Consider the following 21,588-nt stretch of genomic DNA (forward strand, 5'->3'; position numbering starts at 1 on the left):
ATGGCGAGCTAGTTGACTCCGAACATCGAACTACCATATTGATAGGTGCATGAGTGATGACCGCAAGAAGGTGGTGCCCTTTAGGCCCCGCGCAGCCGATCTGGAAACCATCATTCACGCGATCGCGATCGCAGATAGGTACGTCTATCTGGGAGCGCACACACGTGATCGAATGGACGAGCGTACTATAACGCGTCCGGACGTTCTCCGTGTCCTTGAAATCGGATCCATTAAGGGTCCGATTTCGACTGGACTCAAGCCCGGGGAATGGAAGTGCAAGGTTGTAGCGCGAGTAAAGGGTAGCCGAGAGATTGGGGTTGTAACAATAGTCGTCGAAGGGAAGAAAATTTTCATAAAGACCGTAGAATGGGAAGATTTGAAATGAGCACCGCACGCCATTTTATCCGCAACGGAGAGGATGTCCGCTCTGTTCCGTATGAATACAAAGAGAGCGGATTGCAGGGTATCTTCCTCCATAATGGATATGACGCCGTTGAATATGACGGAGAACAGTACGTTTCAGTCGTAGATACCAAAGGATTGCACCGCTGCATAGGCGCGCACATTGTATTCAACCGCAAGGAACTGGCACCTGCAGAAATAAAGTTCCTAAGGAAGACAATGGATATGACACAGTCGGAACTTGGCCGCTGCATTGGTCAGAGCAGTCAGCAAGTTGCGAGATGGGAGAAGGGGCAATCTGTTATCCCGGGGCCAGCCGATCGGCTCCTTAGAGCCATATTCCTGCTTAAGACCATGGACCCCGAAGAGCGGGAGGAATTTCTTAGCCTACTTCAAAACATTGAGGAAATGGACGAGCGTCCTCCGCAGCGTTTGGATTTCTGCTTTGCAGAAGATGAATGGAAAGACGCTGCCTAACTACGCCCTATCCTATCCTATCCTATCCTATCCAACTCAGCGCCGCCCTTCCACAAGGCGGCGCTTTCAGTTTGTGACCACGGACAACCGACATGCCCACCTGCCGCGCTACGGCCCATAGCTGGTACGTCCCCAGCCCCACGTCAGGCACGGCGCGCCCCTTCTCCCCGCTGATCGCGCAGAGCGCCGGAGACCCGCTTTGTCACGAGCTTGAGCAGCTCGCCATCCCTGGCGAGGCCGCGTTGCGGGATCGCCTCCGCATATCAACGCATACACAATCGCAGGACGAATCGGAACAGCATTGCGGTTTCCGGATTCGGTGGCGGGAGCCGGCCGGCCGAGGTATGATGCACCAGCCCGGAAAATGCCTCAAAATGGCATAGGGGTACATGTCGGGGTAAGCGCGATCATCCTATTTGTCGAAATCCCAGAAATCCGCCATTCCTGAGCCTCCTTGTGATGGGCTCCCTCTCCGCCAAACAGTCCCATAACATCCTGTTTATAGGGAAAATATGGAGGCTTTGGTCGAGGCCGCCCGCTAGCGCCGTTATCCGTGAGGCATTGACGGTGACCCTCTGGTTCGAACAGCAGCGATTAGAGCCCGGTGGCATTGCTTGAGTAGTTTGGCGGTGAAGGACGCTGGGTCTCGTATCCAAGGCCGCGCGCGGGCGCTCTGGGTTGTAGTCGTCCACCCATGTGGCGATCACGACGCGGGCGCTATTCGCGACGCCCCCCGCAAAACATCATAACAGACTGCCGCGTCGTCGATGGCGACACGCTGCGCTGCGGGCGTGAGAGGATCCATTTGTGCGGCATCGACGCACCGGGCCTTCCGGGGCAGTGTCGGCCGAGCCGCGATTGTGCGCCGGGAGGCCCATTCGCCTCGACTGGCGCCTGCGCGCCGCGACCGGCGACGCGGATCCGCCACATCGAGCGGAATCGCTATGGCCGAACGGTCGCAGCCGCTCATTAATCTAGCGCGACTGCTCTGGATCAATCGGAAAAGAATCGCATCGTTCGGGGCGAAATAGCTGCCAGGACGTTTAGCCAAGATGGCTGGCCAAGAAGAATTTGCGAGGCGCCAGCGCGTCCTCTCCGAATTCGGCGATTTCGTGCTCGACGGCGATGATCTCGATGAGATCCTCAACGAGGCTTGCCGGCTGATCGCCAGGGCACTGGACGTCGATCTGGCTAAGGTGGTCGAGATCGAGCGGCATACGGGGATGGGTTTCATTCGCGCTGGCGTGGGATGGAGCCCAGGGATCGTCGGGCAGGAGCGTATCAGCCTCTCGGAGCGATCGTCGGAAGCATATGCGATCGAAAAAACCGAGCCTGTGATCACGAACGATATCCGGCACGAGGAACGCTTCGAGTTTCCGCGCTTCCTGGTCGATCATGGCGTCGTCGCGATGGTGAACGTGCCGATCCTTCTGCCGGGCCGCGTGCCCTTCGGCGTGCTGCAGGTGGACGCCCGTAGCCCCCAGAAGTTCGATCAGGAGGATATCGAGTTTCTCAAGACCTATTCGATGGTGCTCGGCCCGGTGATCGATCGCTGGAAGACGGCCGCGGCCCTGAAGGAAACCGACGAACGGCTGCGCCTCATCGTGGATAATGCCAGGGCCTATGTCCTGGTGGTCAGCAATGCGGACGATCGGATCACCGACTGGCTCGGCGGATCGGAAGATATCCTTGGCTGGTCGTCGTCCGAGGCGATGGGTGTGACGACCGACATGATCTTCACGCCGGAGGATCGCGCGACAGGCGTGCCCGATCGGGAGCTTTCCGGCGCGCGCGAGCGAGGAACCTTCCCCAATGTTCGCTGGCACCAGCGGAAAGATGGGACGCGGGTCTTTCTCGATGGGCAGACGATCGCTCTCAAGGATAAGGCGGGAAGCCTTCGTGGTTATCTGAAGATCGGCCAGGACGTCACCGAACGGGTGCGCACGGAAGCGGTGCTGCGTGAAAGCGAGGAGCGACTCCGCCAGTTCGGTGAGGCCTCCCGTGACATTCTGTGGATGCGGGATGCCGAAACGCTCCAGTGGCGGTATCTGACGCCCGCTTTCGAGGCGGTGTACGGGATGGGCCGCGACGAGGCTTTGACCGGCGACAATTTCCGTACCTGGCTCGATCTCATCCTGCCCGAAGATCGCGAACATGCGGGGCGGGCGACCTACCGCGTCCGCGAAGGTGAGCAGGTCACATTCGATTACCGGATAAGGCGGCCAATCGACGGTACGATCCGCTGGCTGCGCGACACCGATTTCCCGATAACCGACGCGAGCGGCAAGGTCGTTCTCATCGCTGGCGTCGGGCATGATCTGACGGAGCTGCGAGAGGCCGAGCTGCGCCTCCAGGTGTTGATGGAGGGTATCCCTCAGCTCGTATGGCGAGCGGTCGGAAAAGGCGATTGGACCTGGTCCAGCCCCCAATGGAGCGAACATACCGGGCTCGCAGCTGAGTACAGCGTGGGGTGGGGATGGCTCGAAGCGTTCCATCCCGATGATCGTGATGCTGCGCGCCACGCCTGGGAGGTAGCATCGGAGCGTCGCAGCTTTGAGATAGAGGCCCGCATCTGCCACGCCGCGACCCGCGAATATCGATGGTTTCAGACCCGTGCGGCGCCCGTGCTCGACGATCGCGGCACCATTGCCGAATGGCTTGGGACGTCGACCGACATTCATGACATTCGCGAGCTGCAGGAGCGCCAGCGGGTGCTGGTCGCCGAACTCCAGCACCGCACACGCAACATGATGGGCGTAGTGCGCTCAATGTCCGACAAGACGGCGCGCGCCAGTGCCGATCTGCCCGATTTCCATGATCGCTTTCGCGACCGCCTGGACGCGCTGGCCCGCGTTCAAGGCCTCCTGTCACGCCTGAACGAGCATGATCGAGTGACCTTCGGCGAGTTGATCAAGACCGAACTGGCGGCATTGGATGGAGCTGCCGACCGGGTGAGTCTCGATGGTCCGGAAGGCGTTCGGCTTCGCTCGTCGACGGTGCAGACGCTCGCGATGGCCCTCCATGAACTGGCGACCAACGCAGTGAAATATGGCGCGCTCGGGCAGCCGAATGGCAGATTGCGGATAGAGTGGCGGCTGGAGCAGCGGAACGGCGCGGCCGATAGCCCATGGCTCCATATCGACTGGCGCGAGAGCGGTGTCACGATGCCGAGCGCCGGTTCAACGCCGAGAGGCGGAGGCCAGGGCCGCGAGTTGATCGAGCGCGCCCTGCCGTATCAGCTCAAGGCGCGAACCACGTTCGAACTGGGCCAGGACGGTGCCCATTGCACCATATCGCTTCCGGTATCTGCAACCCGAAACGTGGAGGAGGAAGAGCATGGCTGATCCTGCGCTACGGGGCTGCCGCGTGCTCGTCGTGGAAGATGAGTATATGCTTGCCGTCGAGCTTGCGATCGAGCTCGAGGACGTTGGCGCCATTGTTGTTGGGCCCGTCGGCGACCTTGTCGACGCGATGGCGTTGATCCAGCGTGAGCAGCGGATCGATGCTGCGATCCTCGATGTCAATCTTGGCGGCGAGATGGTTTTCCCAGCCGCGGACCTGTTGATCGAACGCGGTGTCCCCGTGGTGTTGACGACCGGCTACGACAAGTCTGCCCTCCCCAGCCGCTTCAGTGGCGTGGCACTTTGCGAGAAACCCGTGGGCACGAGGCGATTGATCAACATGGTCGATCATGTGCTAAGCCTCTAGTTGAGTGGGATTACATACGTGACCCGCCGGCAGCTCTACGCCGTGTCAATTGCCGGTCGACACTTGGAAATCGAAAGCATCAAGCACAAGGCGCTTCGCAAACTCGTCGAGAAGGGCGGCGCCAAGGGCTTGATCGAGGCCGCGCCTGATCGACATGATCGCTTTCATCGTCGCGGCGGCCGGGCGCGATGGACTCGGCACGCCGCCGAACTTCGGTTTCCATCCGCTCACCGGGGACCGCAAGGGCATGTTGCGGATGGTTGCCGGCCAACAGGCCCGCAACCTCGGCGTTTGCTTGGCAGGGGAGAAATTGACCCGTGGATTCCCTGTCCGCTACTGGGGCGACCCATCGTTTCGATCAGCGACCCCGTGGCCGGCTCCGAACGCTTAAACTGGTGAAGAATCGTTCTGGCGGATCCCGACAGGCAGACGCCGATAGCTGCCGTCGCGAAAAGGATGGTCAATTGGGAAAGCTACACGACCGCCTTAACCATGTGGATCAGAACGCCCCCATTAAGGGCTTCCTCCCGCTCGATCTCATATCCGAGCGAGGCGTAGAGATGTAAGTTCTCTTCAAACCTCTGGTTCGTGTAGAGACGAACCGTGGTCAGTCCGGCCGCACGCGCCAGTTGCTCGGCATAAGTGACCATCTTTCGACCGTAGCCGCGTTTTTGAAAGCTCGGATCGACGGCCACATTCTCTATCAGCACGTCATCGTCGCGTTCGATGGTTTCGACAAGGGCTGCCAGCTCTTCTCCGACAAACAGGAGGTCGGCGCGATGATCCCGGATATGCGCGGCATGATCCGCCCTCATCGGTAGCGGCTCGCGACCGATGAGCGGAATCCATTTGGAATAGGCCAATCTGGTGAGAGCAGTAACAGCCGCAGCATCATCGAGGGTGGCTAATCGGATTATCTCGCTCATGCGCTAACTATGACGGGTTGCGCGCAGGATCGAAAGGGCAACGGCTTCCCATAAACGATCGGGAAACGGGATGGCAGTAGCGGTTCGTTCAAGATTCATTGCGGGCACACGCCTGACCGTCATAAAACGCCCCATTCATATTTTCAGGTACGAGAAAGATGCTGTCGCATGTAACTGTTGGCGTCAAAGATGTTGAGCAAGCTCGTCGCTTTTACGGTCCGATTTTAAAGGCGCTTGGTCTAAAGCCGAGATTTGCCGACGCCCATTGGGCCGGGTGGCAACCATCCCTTGGCGACCGGCCGTTATTCATTGTGACCCGGCCGTTCGATGGTGAGGAAGCTACTGTCGGCAATGGTCAGATGATCGCTCTGATGGCGGACAAACGCGCCACGGTCGATCAATGCTACGCTTTGGCGCTTCAGTTAGGTGGAACTGACGCGGGGCAGCCCGACGTTCGCCCGCACTACCATCCTAATTACTACGGTGCCTATTTTCGCGATCCCGATGGGAATAAGCTCTGTGTTTGCTGCCATCTGCCTGAATGACCGTCTCGTAAGGGATCGATAAACGAGAATGCCAACGGCGTCCCGGAACCCGTCGCGCGCGCGATAATGAGAAGGTCGGCATCAGCCGGAACGGCGATAGTTGGTGGGAAGCGGACTGTCGGTCACGGTGACGTCGCCGGCCAGGCAATGGCATCGATGGTGGCGCGCACTGCGGCGACCTGTTCTTCGGTGCCGCCGGCGGCCTGGAAGGAGGCGACCAGCGTGTCGATGAAAGCGCCCCGGCTCGGGCTGGTCGCGCTCGCATCGGCGATATCGATGCGTGCGCTCTTGGCGTGATAGACATAGGCGGCCTCGGGCCCGGCGACGGACAGCGCCTCGACCGACAGCAGGATCCGCTGGCGGAAGCTGTCATCGTCCTCGTAGACGGTCACAGCGCTATCGGACGCCGGCGTGACGACCAGGCGCTCGACGTTGAACAGAGCGCCGAGATGATCGAGGTTGCTCTTCTGCGCATAGGCGAGCAGCAGCTGCCGCGCGCGGTCGTTGAAATCGGCGCGCAGCAGCAGCTCGCGATAGGCGAAATCCTCGATCAGCTTGACGACGGGATCGGACTCGACGGTCGCATCGAAGGGGGCGAGGCCCGCGGCGGTGGTGAGCGCCACCATCTTCGCCACCAGCTGGGCGCGGATATCCTCATAGCCCATCTGCACGACAACGGTCGGCGCCGGCAGGCGCGACAGGTCTACGGTGGTGGGGCTGATCGACTTGAGGTCATCGGCCATGGGCGACTGTGTCGCCATGCACGCGGCGAGGCCGCAAAGGGGCGCTGTTGTAGGGCGCGGTCCAACAACAGCGCCGGTGCGGCGGGCTGGCTATGCCGATGCAAACAGACCGTCAGGAATCGCCACTGGCGGACATTTGCGCAATGCGTATTCTCGAGAGCAGGGTGACTCCTGATAGGGTGGTAAGTGCAGTCTGAAGGAGAACTTAAGAGGGCTCTCCAGGCGATGTGGGTATCCTATAACGAGGCGCTTTCTCGCGAGGATCCTGAACAGGAACTCGATGCATTGATCAACCAATTGGACGAGCTGGTTCCACATGCGAACGTGAGCGACTTGCTGTTCTGGGGAGAGCGGGAGAAAACCCCGGACGAAGTTTTCGATGAAGCAATACGCAGAGAGTTGATTTGGCGTCATGAGGGTGAGTTGGCGCTCCTCATCCATATAGAAACACTTTTGACGGCAGCTTTGACGAATCCGGATCTCAGTTACCCATGCAGGCAATATACGGAGAGCGAACTCCCGCAAGTGCACCAACAGATTGCGGAGCTATCACCTAACATGGTCCAGTAAAGGCGACTCCGTAAGTTAAGCTGCGTTCGGCGAGGAATATGGGGGCGGCCTCCTCCGCTCCAGTTACGGATACAAAGGCGGCAAGGTAATTTTCGCCAATGGATAAGTCCAATTCGGCCGCGATGAATGCTTGGCTCGGCATATTGTGCGGGGCCGGAATTGGCACCCTCATGATGGGTCCGGCGATCTTTGCAGCAATCATGTCAGGTGGCGCTGGCCATGGCTCTTATATCGCGGCACGCGCGCTGTTTCCATTCTCCATGCTCCTCACGCTGTTGGAGGGTTCGATCGGGCCAGTTTCTATAGCGGTGGGGCTGTTGCAGTTTCCTCTATACGGAGCACTGATCGGCTGGGCCGTGGCAATGCGGACAACTCGGCCAGCCGTTTTGATATTTGTGCACCTGATTGCCGCCCTTGCCTGCTTTTCGGGCCTGCTTCCAAATTTTTCTTGACGAGCGGACCGTCTGCTTTCCACCATTCCTTACCGTTCGGCACTAGCCACCGAATCGCCAATGAAGACGGCTGGAAGCGCCGGGACCTTCAAAGATCGATTGGATTGGCATCATAGCGGTCAATTTGGGCGATGTGACCGCTGTCAATCCAGAAGTTTGTCAACACGGCACCATCATTGAGAGAGACAGCGTATCGTCCTGTTTTGCAGCCAGCGGCGATGCTCGGGACGTCACGTAAGTTACCGCTATCCTTTGATTTGCCCAATCGTTCGAAATCGCACGACACGGACACAATGCCTCCAAGCTTCTTATCCCAGTCCCACGGAAGTTCTGTAACCGCTTGGCCCTTACAAATTGGGCGTCCCGAAACCTGAAAGCACTGAATGTCGGCCCCTTGAGCTCCCGCTCCTGCGATCATTGTAGGAAGGACTGCGCCTCCGAGCCCACCCAACGCCAAAGCCGCCAGACCGACTATGAAAATTCGCATACCACGCAGCCCCCCTCCGATGCGGACGGCAGCTTCATACCACTCTTCTCCGGAGCCTGCCTGTCGCAAATCCACCATTTTAAGACGTTGCGTCAGGCTACGCGTGGTGCAGCGTCGACCAGATTGAACACTTCCTCGAGGATCCACGCACGATCCTCCTCGGTCAGCCCAAGCAGCTGCCGCACCGGATAAGTCACCTCTGGCGCGCCCGGTTCCTTCGACACCCTGTCGTGTAATCCGAGCTGGTGAACCGCCGCGATCCGCGCTGCCGTGCCCACGAACCCGATCCCGACCTGCTCGACCGTAGCCTCGACCTTCAGCCACGAAGCACGCCATAGCTTGACGAACATCGCCCGCGCCTTCTCGCGCCGCTTGATCCGTCCGGCCTTGCCGCGCAGCGGCGCGCGATCGCGAGGGGCTGCCTCGCGCAGCTTGCGCGGCTCGAACGGGGATCCGTCCGGATTGACCTGGCCGGCGATGCGTTCGACGGTGCGGCGGCGCAGGCCCTGGCCGATCTTGCGGGCGATCGCGCGGCGCTTTACCGGCGCGAGCTGCTCGATGAGCGCGCCGATCGCCTGCTCGAGCGGCTGGAGATCGTCCGCTTCCATCGATCAGGGCAGCAGCTTCTCGCCGCCGATCCAGATCTCCCGCAACGACACATCGGGAACGGCGCCGGTGAGCAGCGGATCGAGCGGGGAAGGTTCAGCAAGGTGGACCATGTCATAGCCGCCATCCCCCGCGCGGCTGCGCGCGTACCGCCTCGGTGAGCTCGAGGTCGATCGAGATGTCGATCGTGTGGTCGTCGATGATGTCGGCCTCGAACGGCAGCGCCTGGTCGCCGCTGGCATGGTTGAGCAGCAGCTCGGGCTGGTGGACCGTCAACCAGGCCAGGATGGGCAGGATCAGCCGGTCGGGATGATCGGTATAATCGAAGACCCGCAGGTTGAGCCGATAGCGATATTCCCAGACCGGCGGCTGCCCGGGTGGCGGGAAGCGCGCGGCGATGCGGCCCTTGTCGATGAACAGCTTGCAGCGCTCCGGATCGCGCACGAGATCCGGGAACACGGCGGCCAGCGCGGCGCGCAGGCTATCGGGCTTGATCATGCGGGCTGCAGGGCGTTGCGGGCGCCGTCCAGGCGATCAGGCGGGCGAGCTGGTCGGCGAGCGCGCGATAGGCGGTGGCGAGCCGGATCGCGGCGGCGCGCACCGGCTCGCTGATCGTGGCGGAGGCATCGGTCGGAAATCCCTCGGGCGCGACCGGGCAGCGGGTCAGCTCCGCCGGCGGCGTGTCGCGGATCGCGACCGCGACCGTGTGCGGCGGCTCAGCGGGCCGGTGCGCGCAGCCCGCCAGCACGGTTGAGAGCAGCAAGCCAGTCGCCATCGACACGGCCGTCCGGACCGATCTTCGCATCTTCCTTCTCCATGGTGTCGGCCGCGCTGCGCGCCGCCGCGTCATTGGCCTGGGCGGCCCTGGCATCGGCCGCCGCCTTGCTCTCACGCTCGGCCGCCGCAGCGGCGAGCGCCCTGGCCGTGGCGGCCTGGGTGTCACGCTCATATGTCGCGAGCGCGAGGATCCGCGTCTCGCAGGCATCAGGGCCAGCGGCGTAGGGTGCGCCGGCGGTTGCGCAGCTCCGATCGGCGAACGCCTGCAGCTCGGCGCGGCCGAGCGCCAGCCATGTGATCAGGCCCGCGGCGCCGATCGCCGCGAGGATCGTCATCCAGTGCGGCGCGATCCAGCTCCAGAGCCTCGCGCCGAGCGCGCTTCCGATCTCGATCACGATGCGTAGAGCGCGGCCTCGGCCGCGCGCCTCCGCACCAGGCCGGCGAGCACCTTGTCGTCATTCTTGTTCCACAAGGCGAACTGCGCCTTCGCGCCGGCATAGTCGCTCGCGAGATGCTTCTTGAGCAGCGTCGAATCGCCCAGCCCCTCGGCGATCGTGTCGTCGTCGATATCGAGCCCGCAATTATAAGCGAACGAGACCAGCGCATCATACTGGCCCTGGGTGGTGGGCGCGCCGCCAAGCAGCATGTTCACCCCGATCTCGACTTTCGCGAGATCGGCTAGGAAGCGCGCATCGGCGCGGGCCTCGGTCCAGACTGTGCCGATCGCGATCGGCTTGCCCTGCTCGTCGCTGGTCGATCCCCAGCCGATCGAGACCGGCTTGCCGTCCTTGCTGCCCGGATCCGGATAGGCTTTCAGCGCGAGCGATTCGAAGCTCTTGATCAGCGCGATGCCCTTCGCGCTGGTCTTCATCGCACCGGCGGCCGCGGCGATGCCGCCGGCGAGCGCGCGGTTGACGCGGTCGACCTCGGCCTGGGTCAGGCCGCTGCCCTTGATCCCGCGGATGACGTTGAACAGCTCGGTACTCATGGGCGGTCCTTTCGAGAGGCGAAGCGATCGCGCAGCAGATCCGGGATCGATGCGATCACCGCTACGGCACGGTCGCGGAATGCCGGAAGGGCATCGGCGGCGAGAAAGGCGCAGGTGAACCCGATCGCCTGGGCGACGAACGGATCCAGCGAGAACCAGGCGGCGACCCCCTTGGTCACGAACCAGCTCGTGCAGATGCCGATGAACAGCTGCGCCGCGCGCTCGCGCCAGGTGAGCCCGCGCTTCAAGAGCTGGCTCACCGTGGCGCCGAACGCCGCCGGCGCCACGGCCACCGCGCCGGCGACGAGGGCGGAGAGAATATGGTCGCGGTCCATCGTCAGTCCCAAAGGTTGACCAGCGCCCGCTCGTCCTGGGCGGGCGCGGTGTCGGGGATGGTGACCGGCGTTCCTTCGGGAAGCGCGGCGGCGATCGCGGCGAGGCCGGGATTGGCGGCCAGCACCGCCTCGAGCGCAGCCGGGCCGCCGCCGGTGGTACGCCAGACCAGCGCGTCCAGGCTCTCGTCCTGGTTGGCGGCATAGACCGCCATCAGATCAGCTCGACCGCGACGCGGCCGACCGCGAGCATGTCGCGCACCGCGAACAGGGCGTTGCGGCGATAGTCGTCGGCGCCGAGCGCCCTGGCTTCGGCGCGGTCGCTGCCGTCGCTGGTGGCGGAGAGATCGCGATAGGTCTCGCACAGATCGGCGCAGGCATGATTGTAGACCGCGCGGCGCCAGAGCAGCACCAGCTCGCTCACCCCGGCGAGCGGCTCGGCCGGGACGTCGGCGAGGGTGGCGGCGCCATCGAGGACGCGCGCCAGCTTCCATGTCCGGAGATCGCGGCGCACCGAGATCATCGCGCCGATCGCCGCCTCGGTGAGCCGATCATCGGTAACGACGGTGCCGAGCCGCATCGTGTCGCGCAGGTGCGCGAGATCGATGTCGGGCCACCATCCGTCGGCCCCGAGGATCGTCGCGGAGCTGCTGGGCGGCGGTGAGGAGACGAAGCCGGTCACGCGGATCTTCCCGATGGTTCGCCCCGCGGCAAGCGGGGGGGTGAGGAGCGATCGGGGACGGAGCCGGGATGAGACCGGCCGTCCCGTTCGTTCCGCCCCCCGAGCGCCGCGGGGCGAGCTGGTGCGCCGGCTCAGGCCGGCGGAGTGGCTGCCTCGGCCGCGAGCTTCCTCGCTTCGCGCTCGAGGCGGTCGATATCCTTCTTCACGCCGGCGGTGTGGCTGTGGCCATAAGCGAGGCGCAGGTAGCGCAGCGCCGTCTCGACCCCGGCGCGGCGGCCGCCGGCGGGACCATCTGCGCCGGGCTCGAGCTTCTCGGTATCGCGCACGATCTGCAGGCCGATCGCCTTCAGCAGCTTGGCGCGGATCTCGTCATGCATGTCGTGATCCGCGGTCAGATCCTCGACCAGCAGCAGCGGCTCGATGTCGGCGTCTTCACCCTGCCCGAGGCGCTTGAGCGCGGCATCCGCGATCTCTTCGACGATCAGGGCAGGCGCGGTGCGGCTGAAGCGCTCGGGCAGGGGAAGGTCATGGGCGAGCACATGCTCGACGATCGGAAAGGCGACGGCATAGTCCTGCAGGTCCAGCGCCCAGATCATCATGTGGATGACGATGTCGTCGGGCTCGGCCTTGCCGCGCGGCATGAGCTTGCCGGCATCGATCACGCCCTCGACCCAGGGCAGATAGGCCGCGATCATCTCGCGCTTCGCCTCGATCTTGCGATCGGTCGCCTGGATGGTCTTGAGCCGGCGCAGGTCGACCCCGAGCCGCGCGCGGAGCAGCTCATATTCGCTCGCCGGCGCGCCGCGCAGCTCGCGCGCGCCGGCGGGTGCGGCGGCGGCCGAGGCCGCCGCCTTCTGCGCGAGCTTGCGCGCGTGGAAGCGCTGGGCCGGCGAGAGCGCCATCAGTCGTCGTCCGGGGTGATGAGCTGGATATTCTCGATGAGGCAGGCCGCCTCATAATCCTCGATCACATAGCCCTCGTTGGACGACTGGAAATCCTCGACGCGGTCGGCGTCGGGCGCCTCGCGGATGGTGCGCCGGCGCTTGCCGTCCTGATAATAGATGGAGAGGTTCTTGAGCGGCGTGACCAGGATCGCGTTGGGCACGAAATAAGGCACCGACGCGGCCTGGCGGTTGCCAAGCCGCTTGCTCGACATGATGATGTCGGTGGCGAGCTGCTCGGTGGGCGCCTGCTCCTTGTTGACCAGGCGAAAATATTTGTCGTGGAGCAGATCCGAGCCGCAGATCGCGACCAGGTCCTGGCGCTCGCGCTGCCAGCTCGGCAGCAGCGAATAGATGGCGTCATAGACCAGCGCGTCGATATTCTTGTAATCGCCGCCGGGCCCGACGGTGATGACGCCGGCGCTGGCGCCCTCGTCCATCACCCGCTCGGCATTGTCGGTGCGCATATGCTGCAGCCAGCCGATGTTGACGTCCTGTAGCAGGGGATTGGCGACGCGATTGGTGGTGGCGGCGGCCGAGGTGCCGTTCCAGCCGATCATGATGCGATCGAGCGCGCAGCGCAGCATGATCGCTGCCTGGATGCGGGTCTGGAAGTCGGCGAACTTCGCCCAGACGTCGAGCTTGCCATAGCCGAGATGGGTATCGAAGTTGGTTTGTTTCAGCTGATAGCCGGTCGAATCGAGCCCGGTCGGATCCTGGGTCTGCCGGCGCCCCGCACCGCTGGTGTCGGTGCGGCCGGCGATCGTCGAGTTGACCTCGAGGCCGATCTTCTCGCCCTGCAGCTCGGGCACGCCGAAGATGTTGATCGCGGAGAGGAAGCCGCTCGATTCCTGGATCTTGGTTTCCAGCGTCTGCTGGACGGAAGGATCGACGGTGAACTTCTTGGAGACGTCGCGGACGCCGTTCACCTGCGCCATCTGGCGGGTATAGGCTTCCCAGGCTTCGCGGGTTTCGTGCAGCATGAAGGATACTCCGGTGCGTTAGGGGCGGCGGGCTGCGCGATCAGCAGTCGGCCAGGGCGAAATGGCCCGCGCCGGTCCCGCGCGGGCGCGGCTGCTGGCCCGGCTTCTCGGTGGTCTCGATCGATGCCTTCAGCGCGTCCTGGTCGGCACGCAGCGTGGCGATGTCGGTGGCGAACCTGGTGCCGATCTGCTGGACGGCGCCGCGCAGCTCGGTGAAGCCCTCGGCAATGGCGGCCGAGAAGGCGGCCATCGGATCATTGTCGTTGCCCGGCGCCGGCGGCGTCACCGGCGGCTTCGGTTCCTCCGGCTTCGTGCCGCCCGTGAACTTGGTGAGCAGCGCGTCGAGCTTGCTGAAGATGCCCGTGGTGGGATCCGCCGGCGCCGCGGGCTCCTCCCATTCGATCTTCGTCTCGATCGCGGCGGAGAAGACATTGCCGGGGTGGAGCTTGCGCGAGTTGAACGGGTTGTTGTCGCCCTGGGCCGCGGCGAACTGCAGGATCTCGGTGCCGAGCGAGGCGGGCGAATCTGTGACCGCGAGGCCCTGCAGATAGGCTTTGCCGCTGCTCGCGAAATCGGGGTTGATCTCGATCGAGGTGAAGATCTTCTGGCGGGCGCCGGTGATCGCGACCAGCTCGTCGGTCGGATCAATCTGCGCGAACAGCGCGCGCCTGGTGACGGTCTTGCCGCCGAGCTCGATCTGCACATCGTCGGTCTTGAGCGCCAGCACGTCGCCATAGGCCTTGAACGGGCCTTCGGGCGTGTAGCCGCGGATATGCTCCATATTGACCCGCGCGCCATAGGTGTCGCGATTATAGGTCGCGGCCATGTCCTCGAGATCCTTGCGGGCGATCACGCGGCCGTCGCAGGTGTCGCCCTCGATGGCGACGCGGAAGAATTTGGACGTCTTGGCCATGGTCCTCGGCAGCTCCGGTTCGTTCGGTGCGCGGCATCGCGCGGAGACGGTGCAACAGGGACCGGAGGCGCCCTTGTTCGCAACGTGGCGCTGTTGTTGACGCGGGCGCCACAACAGCGGCGGCGGGAGCTTCGGGGGCCGGCGCGGTTAGCGTCCGCCGGCGATGTTGAGATCACCCGACGACAAGCAGCTGTTCCTGGATGTGCGCCGCGAGGCGCGCTCGCTCTATTGGCGCGGCTGGGGGGTGACGGAGATCGCCGAGGAGCTGCAGCTGAAGCGGCCGACCGTCGAAAGCTGGAAGCAACGCGACAAATGGGACGAGGCGCCGAGCGTGCGCCGCATGGAGGATGTGACCGAGGTCCGCTACGCCGCGCTCGTCGCCAAGGACAGGAAGAGCGGGCACGACTTCAAGGAAATCGACCTGCTCGGCCGCCAGATCGAGCGCTTCCATCGCTGCCAGAAATATCGCCAGAGCGGCAACGAGGCCGACCTCAATCCCAATATCGAGGCGCGCAACGCCGGTCCGAAGAAGAAGGCGAAGCGCAACTATCTCGACCAGGAGGCGCAGGAAAAGCTGCTCGCCGCGTTCAGCGACGGGCTGTTCCAGTATCAGATCGACTGGCGCGCCTCATCGGCGCTCTCCACCCGGTTCATCCTCAAGAGCCGCCAGATCGGCGCGACCTTCTACTTCGCGCGCGAAGCGCTGGTCCGCGCGATCGAGACCGGCAACAACCAGATCTTCATCTCGGCCTCGCGCAACCAGGCAAACATCTTCCGGGAATATATCGTCGCCTTCGTCCAGGGCGTGACCGGCGTGAAGCTGGAAGGCGATCCGATCATCCTCGAGCTGGAGGGGGTGGAGGGGCCGGGCGGCGAGCCGCCCAAGCTCTATTTCCTCGGCACCAACTATCGCACCGCCCAGGGCTATCATGGCGACGTCTATATCGACGAGGCCTTCTGGATCTACGGCTTCGAGCAGATCTGGAAGGTCGCCAGCGCGATGGCGAGCCAGAAACGCTATCGCAAGACGCTGTTCTCGACCCCGTCGACCATGGCGCACGAAGCCTATGCGCTGTGGAGCGGCGAGCGGTTCAACCGCCGGCGGACCAAGGCCGACCAGGCGAAGTTCGATGTAAGCCATGGCGCGCTGCAGGGCGGCGCGAAGGGCGCCGACGGCATCTGGCGGCAGATCGTCACGATCGACGATGCCGAGGCCGGCGGGTGCGACCTGTTCGATCTCGACCAGCTCGCGCTCGACTATTCGCCGGACGAGATGGACCAGCTGTTCCGCTGCCTGTTCATCGACGACAGCAAGAGCATGTTCCCGTTCGACCTCATGCGCCGCTGCATGGTCGACAGCTGGGATGCCTGGGCGGACGATTTCGATCCCTATGCGCTCGATCCCTATGATGGCGATGTCGCCATCGGTTACGATCCGCAGGAGAGCGCCGCCGGCGACGACGGCGCCTGCGTGGTGGTGGCGAAGCCCAAGGTCGCCGGCGGCAAGCACCGCATCCTCGCCAAGTTCCGCTGGCGCGGATTCGATTTCGAGGAGCAGGCGGCGAAGATCCTGGATCTGTGCGGCCGCTATCGGGTCACCGATATCGGCATCGACACGACCGGCATCGGCGCCGCGGTGTGGCAGCTGGTGGTCAAGCGGTTTCCGGCCGCCAGGCGCTATGATTATTCCGTCGCGCTCAAGACCGCGATGGTGCTGAAGGCGAAGAACGTGATCAGCAAGGGCCGGCTCGAGTTCGACGCCGGCTGGATCGATCTGGCGCAGAGCTTCATGGCGATCAACGCGCAGCTCACCCCAAGCCAGCGCGAGGTCACCTATGTCGCCTCGCGCGCCGGCGATACCGGCCATGCCGACCTCGCCTGGGCGGTGATGCACGCCCTCTATTTCGAACCGCTGGACGGCGAGCTGCTGACCGCCAGCAACATCGTGGAGATCTCCTGACATGGGCGACGTGATCGAGGGCGAGCTGGTCGCCCGCAGCGAGGGGCCGGCGGCCGGCGAGGCCGAGACGGCGATCGCGTTCAGCTTCGGCGATGCCGAGGGCGTGCTCGATCGGCGCGAGCTGCTCAGCTATGTCGAATGTTTCCGGGCGGGCGACTGGTATGAGCCGCCGGTGAGCTTCGACGGGCTGACGCGGTCTTTCGAGATGGCGCCGCATCATGCCAGCGCGATCCGGCTGAAGGTGAACCTGCTCACCAAGCATTTCATCCCGTCGCGCTATCTCGATCGCGCGACCTTCCGGCGCGCAGCGCTCGACTATCTCGTCCTGGGCAACCTGTTCCTGCAGCGGATCGACAATCTGGCGGGGCGGCCGATGCGGCTCGAGCATTCGCTGGCGCGGTTCACGCGCTGCGGCGTCGAGGAGGGGCGCTTCTTCTTCGTGCCCGGGTGGAAGCAGAGCTATGAGTTTCCAAGGGACAGCGTCATCCACCTGCAGCAGGAGCATCCGAGCCAGGAGATTTACGGCCTGCCCGAATATCTGAGCGCGATCCAGGCCGGGCTGCTCAACGAGGCGGCGACGCTGTTCCGCCGGCGCTATTATGCCAATGGCAGCCATGCCGGCTTTATCCTCTACCTCAACGGCACCGACTTCGGGCAGACCGAGACCGACGCGATCCGCAAGGCGATGAAGGACGCCAAGGGGCCGGGAAATTTCAAGAACCTGTTCCTCCACATCCCGGGCGGCAAGGAAAATGGCGTGAAGGTGATCCCGATCGCCGAGGTCGCCGCGAAGGACGAGTTCACCGGCATCAAGAACACCTCGCGCGACGACATGCTGGCCGCGCACCGCGTGCCGCCGCAGCTGCTCGGCGTCGTACCGATGAACAATGGCGGGTTCGGCGACGTCGGCAAGGCGAACGACATATTCTTCGCCAATGAGATCGAGCCGCTGCAGGCGCGGCTGCTGGAGATCAACGACCAGCTGGGCGCCGCGGCCGTGGCTTTCTCGCCATATCAGCCCTCCACGGCCGTGGCGCTGGCGGGCTCCTGATCCAGCGCATTCCGTCGGTTCGAAGACCGAGCGGCGCATTAGAGCACTCAGGGCTTAATTCCAGAATGCGGGTATTGAGGTCGCCGACGGCAGCTAGATAATCAAACCGATCGGAGTATGTGGAGTGCGCTTCCGGTTGCTGCTTTCAAAATAGGTGCCGCGTCAGCCAGCCGCTCTATCGCTTCGTCAATCTGCTCCTGATCGCGAACGCCCGCGCGGTGTTGGCGATAGGGCTCAAGTTCGTTTTTGAAATAATATATTTCACCGTATGGACGGCATTCATGACTTCCGCACGAGAAGTTTGCTGCCATAATTAATGGCATGCATCACAAATGATGCGCGACTCAGTGGAATATAAAGGGCCTTTCCGGCTCGTAACGGCCCACCTACTGCAAGCCGCTCTATCGAAACCCCCTTGAAATTCGACGCGTCGGATCGACTGTCGGTAAATTATCGTTCTCGACCAACGATGCACAGGGACGAGGAAGGGGGCAAGCTGGTCGATCTCACGCCGATCGAGATGATGATGTCACTGTTCATTTGTAGCGAAACTCGCGACGCAGGTCGCCATAGTGAGAGCCTATGATGGTCGAATCTGGATAATTCTTACATTGGAAGGGCGCTTCGAACCGGGTAGGTTTATTGCAGGGGTTTCTGGGCATGTGGTCGCCACAAAAGATAATGCCCGCATAGCGGCAAGAATCGTGGGAAGACGAGGAACACGGCGCCGGTACGGCGCACCGAGTCCTTCCGCATCCATCGGCGACTGACAGGATCAGGAGGACAATATGGCTGTGATCACGGGAACGGCGGGAGCCGATACTCTCTTCAGCCCGGACGAATATAACGAATTCGGCGAGGTCATGGGCGACGACGTCTATGGGCTTGGCGGCAACGACGTCATCTACGGTGGCTTCGCGCCCTATAGCTATGTCGGCGCGGACTCGCTCTACGGGGGTGCCGGCAACGACATCATCTACGGCAGCTTCGGCTCCGGCTTTTCCGAATATAGCTTCACCCTGATCGACGGCGGCGCGGGCAGCGACGTGATGTATGGCGGCAGCGGCGACAATAGCTTCTTCGTCGATTCGCCCGGTGACGTGGTGGTCGAGGGGGGCAACGGCGAGGATTATTACGGCGATATCGTCTATGCCACCGTGTCTTTCGTCCTGCCTGACAATGTCGAGTTCCTTACGCTTAGCGGCGCGGGGCTGACCGGCACGGGCAACGGACTGGACAATATTCTGTCTGCCGATGCCGGCAACCAGACGTTGAACGGCAAAGCCGGGTACGACCAGCTCTATGGTGGTGACGGCAACGACATATTGGATGGCGGCGACGGTGACGATTATCTCGACGGAGGCTATGGCTCCGACACGGCAAGCTATGTCGATGCCACGGCAGGCGTAACCGTCGATCTCGGACTCACCGACTGGCAGAACACCCTCGGCGCCGGATTCGATATGCTGGTCAAGATCGAGAATCTGACCGGCTCCGCCTATGCCGACCATCTGATCGGCAACGCGCTCGGCAATCGGCTCAGCGGCGGCGGCGGAGACGATGTGCTGGACGGCGGCCCCGGCAACGACACATTGGATGGCGGGGCAGGATCCGACACGGCCACCTATGCTGCGGCCGACGTCGCGGTGCGCGTGAACCTCGCCATAACCGGTGCGCAGACGACCGGCATGGGCACGGATACGCTCGTCTCGATCGAGAATGTGGTCGGATCGGCCTTTGCCGACACGCTGACCGGCAACGACTTCGCCAATATCCTGACCGGCGGCGCGGGAGACGACGTGCTGAACGGCGGGCTCGGCAATGACACACTGGCAGGCGGCGACGGCATCGACACGGCGAGCTATGCCAATGCGGCTGGGGCGGTGCGGGTGAGCCTGGCGATCGCCACGGCGCAATCGACCATTTCGGCGGGCACCGACACGCTGTCGGGCATCGAGAACCTCACCGGCGGCGCCTATGACGACCAGCTAACCGGCGACAATGGCAACAACGTCCTTGTCGGCAATGCCGGCAACGACACGCTGATCGGCGGCCTGGGCGACGATACGCTGAACGGCGGCGCGGGCAGCGATACAGCGAGCTACGTGGGTGCCGCGTCCGGCGTGACGATCAGCCTTGCGGTGACGACGGCGCAGGACACGCATGGCGCGGGCATCGACACTTTGCTGTCGATCGAGAATGTGACCGGTTCGGCCTATGACGATGTCATCACCGGCTCGGCGCAGGTGAACATCCTCTATGGTGGCAATGGCAACGACACGATCGATGCCGGCTCGTCCAACGACACGGTGGACGGCGGCTATGGCAACGACGTCCTCAAAGGCGCGGCGGGCGATGACATACTGACGGGCGGCGTCGGCCTCGACACGCTCACCGGCGGAGCGGGCGCCGACACGCTGACCGGCGGCACGCAGAACGACACTTTCGTCTACCTTGCGGTCGGCGACAGCACGCTGGCCGCCACGGACCGCATCACCGATTTCGCCAAGGGCGATATCCTCGACGTGTCAGCGATCGACGCCAACACGAAGGTCGCCGGCGACCAGGCCTTCGTGCTGGCATCGGCCTTTACCCACACGGCGGGCGAGTTCACGCTCACCTATGATGCGGGGACGAACACGACAACGGCGCTGTTCGACACCAATGGCGACGCAGCCGCCGACATGGCGATCCTGTTTACTGGTAATGTGACGACATCGACGTCCACCTGGCTGCTCTGAGGGTTGGGGGGCCGGCGGCTTATGACCGCCGGCCTCGCTGCTCTACGAGGTGCTTTATACAGTGGCGAGATGATGCGCCCTCCAATGTAGGGCGGCGAAGTGGGCGGCCCTCGCCAACGCCTCCTCGGGCGTCTGCGCGTGAGCGCCCCATTGAAGGTGCGTGCCGATTTTCTGGCCAGCCTTGATGTCGGCCTCCCAGCCGCGCTTCGAGCGGTATACCTTCCAAGAATAATCGAAGCCCGCGATCTGCGGCACCAGCTCGGCGAGCGGGGCCACTGCGTCCAGCAGTGCGGGATTAACGTCATGCTCCATGAGAACAAAATTGGAACATTGGATCCGAGTCGGTCAAGCGTCGGGCGCGAAACGATCCCGCGCAGCTCCGAGCGCCGCGCTGGCCCCCGCGCCTCGCCCGCCCGCTTTTTGGGTCACTTTTGATGCGATTTTCTACGTTTAGTCGTCACTAACTCAGGAAAATTTACTGGGAAATGAGCGTCTGCGCATCAGGATGAAGCTGGAGCCTCATCCGCCCTTGACGCAATTTGATGCATGCCCAAGGGCGGGAAGTGGTGGTTAGCTACCATTGCGAAGCGCGGCGGCGGAGGTAATCTTGGCGTATGACGCCAACGCGAAAAACATGGGTTGGGATTGTACTGATTATTGCAATAGCCGCGACGCTGGCGTTCTTCGTTCTGCTGGCGGCGTACGGCTTTCTAATGTTGGCCGGGTGGATCGGTCGATGATGGTGGAAAGCGCACGCTCCTCGTTATAAATCGGCGGTATGGTCAAACCTCCAACCCAACAAGCGGACCCCGTTGTTGCCCGGTTGCTCCGCACGCCATCAGGACTTCGCGCTGGTGGTCAAGCATCAGTCGATCATGAAGTGCTGGCGACCTATTGCCACGACGACGGAGGACATCCCTTTGCTATTTGCCGCGATGGGCTGTTGATAGATCCTGATGGTGTTGTGCGGTTTGTGGCTTTCCATGAGATAGAGAACGCCAGTTTATACGATCACGACCTGCTACTGCGGGAGAAGAATGCAATGAGGCGCTCGGGCCACGTTGGGGCCACGTCGCTTACCCTCGCTCTGACGAACGGCGAGACCGTGATTATTCCGTTAAACGTGCGCGCGGATGGAATGTCCGAACGGCTTACAATCGCGGGGCTGATCGAGCAGCGAATACGGATTGCCAAATCGGAGCGACGCAGAGCGCAGCATCCACAGGTGTAATCGCCCGATAGCGAAGGTCTGCTACTCAGCGCTTCGCGCCATTCCCCTCGTGACGCGGTACCCGGCGCTGAAC

General features: G+C 63.0%; 24 protein-coding genes. 11 read left to right on the forward strand and 13 right to left on the reverse strand.

Annotated elements, in window-relative coordinates; all coding sequences use genetic code 11:
- The first annotated feature begins 49 nt into the window (after positions 1-49).
- The 4 genes from GQY20_RS33065 (at position 50) to GQY20_RS18875 (ending at position 4,587) form a co-directional block, all read left to right on the forward strand.
- Entirely contained in the window at positions 50-385 is a 336-nt protein-coding gene (locus tag GQY20_RS33065; RefSeq protein ID WP_408641128.1) for a DUF4258 domain-containing protein, read from the forward strand.
- A complete protein-coding gene (locus GQY20_RS18865) occupies positions 382-879 on the forward strand; it encodes a helix-turn-helix domain-containing protein (RefSeq protein WP_157218705.1) in 498 nt (165 codons plus the stop codon). The genes GQY20_RS33065 and GQY20_RS18865 overlap by 4 nt, the downstream gene beginning before the upstream one ends.
- A gap of 1,052 nt (positions 880-1,931) precedes the next feature.
- Positions 1,932-4,223, forward strand: coding sequence for a PAS domain S-box protein (locus GQY20_RS18870; protein ID WP_157218706.1), 2,292 nt, complete (start codon positions 1,932-1,934; stop codon positions 4,221-4,223).
- Entirely contained in the window at positions 4,216-4,587 is a 372-nt protein-coding gene (locus tag GQY20_RS18875; protein ID WP_157218707.1) for a response regulator, read from the forward strand. Before GQY20_RS18870 ends, GQY20_RS18875 begins: the two co-directional genes overlap by 8 nt.
- A gap of 473 nt (positions 4,588-5,060) precedes the next feature.
- Here GQY20_RS18875 and GQY20_RS18885 read toward each other — a convergent pair whose 3' ends face one another.
- Complete coding sequence (locus GQY20_RS18885) at positions 5,061-5,513, reverse strand: GNAT family N-acetyltransferase (protein ID WP_157218709.1); 453 nt, start codon at positions 5,511-5,513, stop codon at positions 5,061-5,063.
- Between the two features lie 158 nt (positions 5,514-5,671).
- Here GQY20_RS18885 and GQY20_RS18890 point away from each other — a divergent pair, with 158 nt between their 5' ends.
- Positions 5,672-6,058 carry a VOC family protein gene (locus tag GQY20_RS18890; RefSeq protein ID WP_157218710.1) on the forward strand — a complete coding sequence of 129 codons (387 nt, stop codon included), beginning with the start codon at positions 5,672-5,674 and terminating at the stop codon, positions 6,056-6,058.
- Positions 6,059-6,180: 122 nt separating this feature from the next.
- Here GQY20_RS18890 and GQY20_RS18895 read toward each other — a convergent pair whose 3' ends face one another.
- On the reverse strand, positions 6,181-6,801 hold the full coding sequence (locus tag GQY20_RS18895) for a baseplate J/gp47 family protein (protein ID WP_157218711.1): 621 nt from the start codon (positions 6,799-6,801) through the stop codon (positions 6,181-6,183).
- A 225-nt stretch (positions 6,802-7,026) separates the two neighbouring features.
- Here GQY20_RS18895 and GQY20_RS18900 point away from each other — a divergent pair, with 225 nt between their 5' ends.
- Together GQY20_RS18900 and GQY20_RS18905 are read left to right on the forward strand one after the other, a co-directional pair.
- Complete coding sequence (locus tag GQY20_RS18900) at positions 7,027-7,371, forward strand: hypothetical protein (protein WP_157218712.1); 345 nt, start codon at positions 7,027-7,029, stop codon at positions 7,369-7,371.
- A 98-nt stretch (positions 7,372-7,469) separates the two neighbouring features.
- Positions 7,470-7,823 carry a hypothetical protein gene (locus tag GQY20_RS18905; RefSeq protein WP_157218713.1) on the forward strand — a complete coding sequence of 118 codons (354 nt, stop codon included), beginning with the start codon at positions 7,470-7,472 and terminating at the stop codon, positions 7,821-7,823.
- 579 nt (positions 7,824-8,402) lie between these two features.
- Here GQY20_RS18905 and GQY20_RS18910 read toward each other — a convergent pair.
- The 11 genes from GQY20_RS18910 to GQY20_RS18960 form a co-directional block, all read right to left on the reverse strand.
- A complete protein-coding gene (locus tag GQY20_RS18910) occupies positions 8,403-8,918 on the reverse strand; it encodes a phage virion morphogenesis protein (protein WP_157218714.1) in 516 nt (171 codons plus the stop codon).
- 112 nt (positions 8,919-9,030) lie between these two features.
- Positions 9,031-9,414, reverse strand: coding sequence for a phage tail protein (locus GQY20_RS18915; RefSeq protein WP_198351061.1), 384 nt, complete (start codon positions 9,412-9,414; stop codon positions 9,031-9,033).
- Positions 9,398-9,679 carry a hypothetical protein gene (locus GQY20_RS18920; protein WP_232476151.1) on the reverse strand — a complete coding sequence of 94 codons (282 nt, stop codon included), beginning with the start codon at positions 9,677-9,679 and terminating at the stop codon, positions 9,398-9,400. Before GQY20_RS18920 ends, GQY20_RS18915 begins: the two co-directional genes overlap by 17 nt.
- Positions 9,633-10,088 carry a hypothetical protein gene (locus tag GQY20_RS18925; RefSeq protein ID WP_157218715.1) on the reverse strand — a complete coding sequence of 152 codons (456 nt, stop codon included), beginning with the start codon at positions 10,086-10,088 and terminating at the stop codon, positions 9,633-9,635. The genes GQY20_RS18920 and GQY20_RS18925 overlap by 47 nt, the downstream gene beginning before the upstream one ends.
- On the reverse strand, positions 10,085-10,681 hold the full coding sequence (locus GQY20_RS18930; RefSeq protein WP_232476152.1) for a lysozyme: 597 nt from the start codon (positions 10,679-10,681) through the stop codon (positions 10,085-10,087). The genes GQY20_RS18925 and GQY20_RS18930 overlap by 4 nt, the downstream gene beginning before the upstream one ends.
- Positions 10,678-11,016, reverse strand: a complete 339-nt coding sequence (locus tag GQY20_RS18935) for a hypothetical protein (RefSeq protein ID WP_157218716.1) — start codon at positions 11,014-11,016, stop codon at positions 10,678-10,680. The genes GQY20_RS18930 and GQY20_RS18935 overlap by 4 nt, the downstream gene beginning before the upstream one ends.
- A gap of 2 nt (positions 11,017-11,018) precedes the next feature.
- Positions 11,019-11,228: a tail protein X gene (locus GQY20_RS18940; RefSeq protein ID WP_157218717.1), complete on the reverse strand. Its 210-nt coding sequence runs from the start codon at positions 11,226-11,228 to the stop codon at positions 11,019-11,021.
- Positions 11,228-11,695 carry a head completion/stabilization protein gene (locus GQY20_RS18945; protein WP_198351062.1) on the reverse strand — a complete coding sequence of 156 codons (468 nt, stop codon included), beginning with the start codon at positions 11,693-11,695 and terminating at the stop codon, positions 11,228-11,230. Before GQY20_RS18945 ends, GQY20_RS18940 begins: the two co-directional genes overlap by 1 nt.
- Before the next feature lie 131 nt (positions 11,696-11,826).
- A complete protein-coding gene (gpM, locus tag GQY20_RS18950) occupies positions 11,827-12,597 on the reverse strand; it encodes a phage terminase small subunit (RefSeq protein WP_157218718.1) in 771 nt (256 codons plus the stop codon).
- Positions 12,597-13,619 carry a phage major capsid protein, P2 family gene (locus tag GQY20_RS18955; RefSeq protein WP_157218719.1) on the reverse strand — a complete coding sequence of 341 codons (1,023 nt, stop codon included), beginning with the start codon at positions 13,617-13,619 and terminating at the stop codon, positions 12,597-12,599. The genes gpM and GQY20_RS18955 overlap by 1 nt, the downstream gene beginning before the upstream one ends.
- A 40-nt stretch (positions 13,620-13,659) precedes the next feature.
- On the reverse strand, positions 13,660-14,532 hold the full coding sequence (locus GQY20_RS18960) for a GPO family capsid scaffolding protein (protein WP_157218720.1): 873 nt from the start codon (positions 14,530-14,532) through the stop codon (positions 13,660-13,662).
- A gap of 163 nt (positions 14,533-14,695) precedes the next feature.
- On the opposite strand from GQY20_RS18960, the gene GQY20_RS18965 reads away from it, so the two are divergent.
- From GQY20_RS18965 to GQY20_RS18980, 4 genes are all read left to right on the forward strand, one after another.
- Entirely contained in the window at positions 14,696-16,492 is a 1,797-nt protein-coding gene (locus tag GQY20_RS18965; protein ID WP_157218721.1) for a terminase large subunit domain-containing protein, read from the forward strand.
- A gap of 1 nt (position 16,493) precedes the next feature.
- Positions 16,494-17,543 (forward strand): phage portal protein, encoded by a 1,050-nt coding sequence (locus tag GQY20_RS18970; RefSeq protein ID WP_157218722.1) that lies wholly within the window; start codon positions 16,494-16,496, stop codon positions 17,541-17,543.
- A gap of 788 nt (positions 17,544-18,331) precedes the next feature.
- On the forward strand, positions 18,332-20,284 hold the full coding sequence (locus GQY20_RS18975; protein ID WP_157218723.1) for a calcium-binding protein: 1,953 nt from the start codon (positions 18,332-18,334) through the stop codon (positions 20,282-20,284).
- An 880-nt stretch (positions 20,285-21,164) separates the two neighbouring features.
- Positions 21,165-21,515, forward strand: a complete 351-nt coding sequence (locus tag GQY20_RS18980) for a hypothetical protein (protein WP_157218724.1) — start codon at positions 21,165-21,167, stop codon at positions 21,513-21,515.
- The last annotated feature ends 73 nt before the right edge of the window (positions 21,516-21,588 follow it).

The sequence above is a fragment of the Flavisphingomonas formosensis genome (genome assembly GCF_009755815.1).
GTDB classification, from domain to species: Bacteria; Pseudomonadota; Alphaproteobacteria; order Sphingomonadales; family Sphingomonadaceae; genus Flavisphingomonas; species Flavisphingomonas formosensis.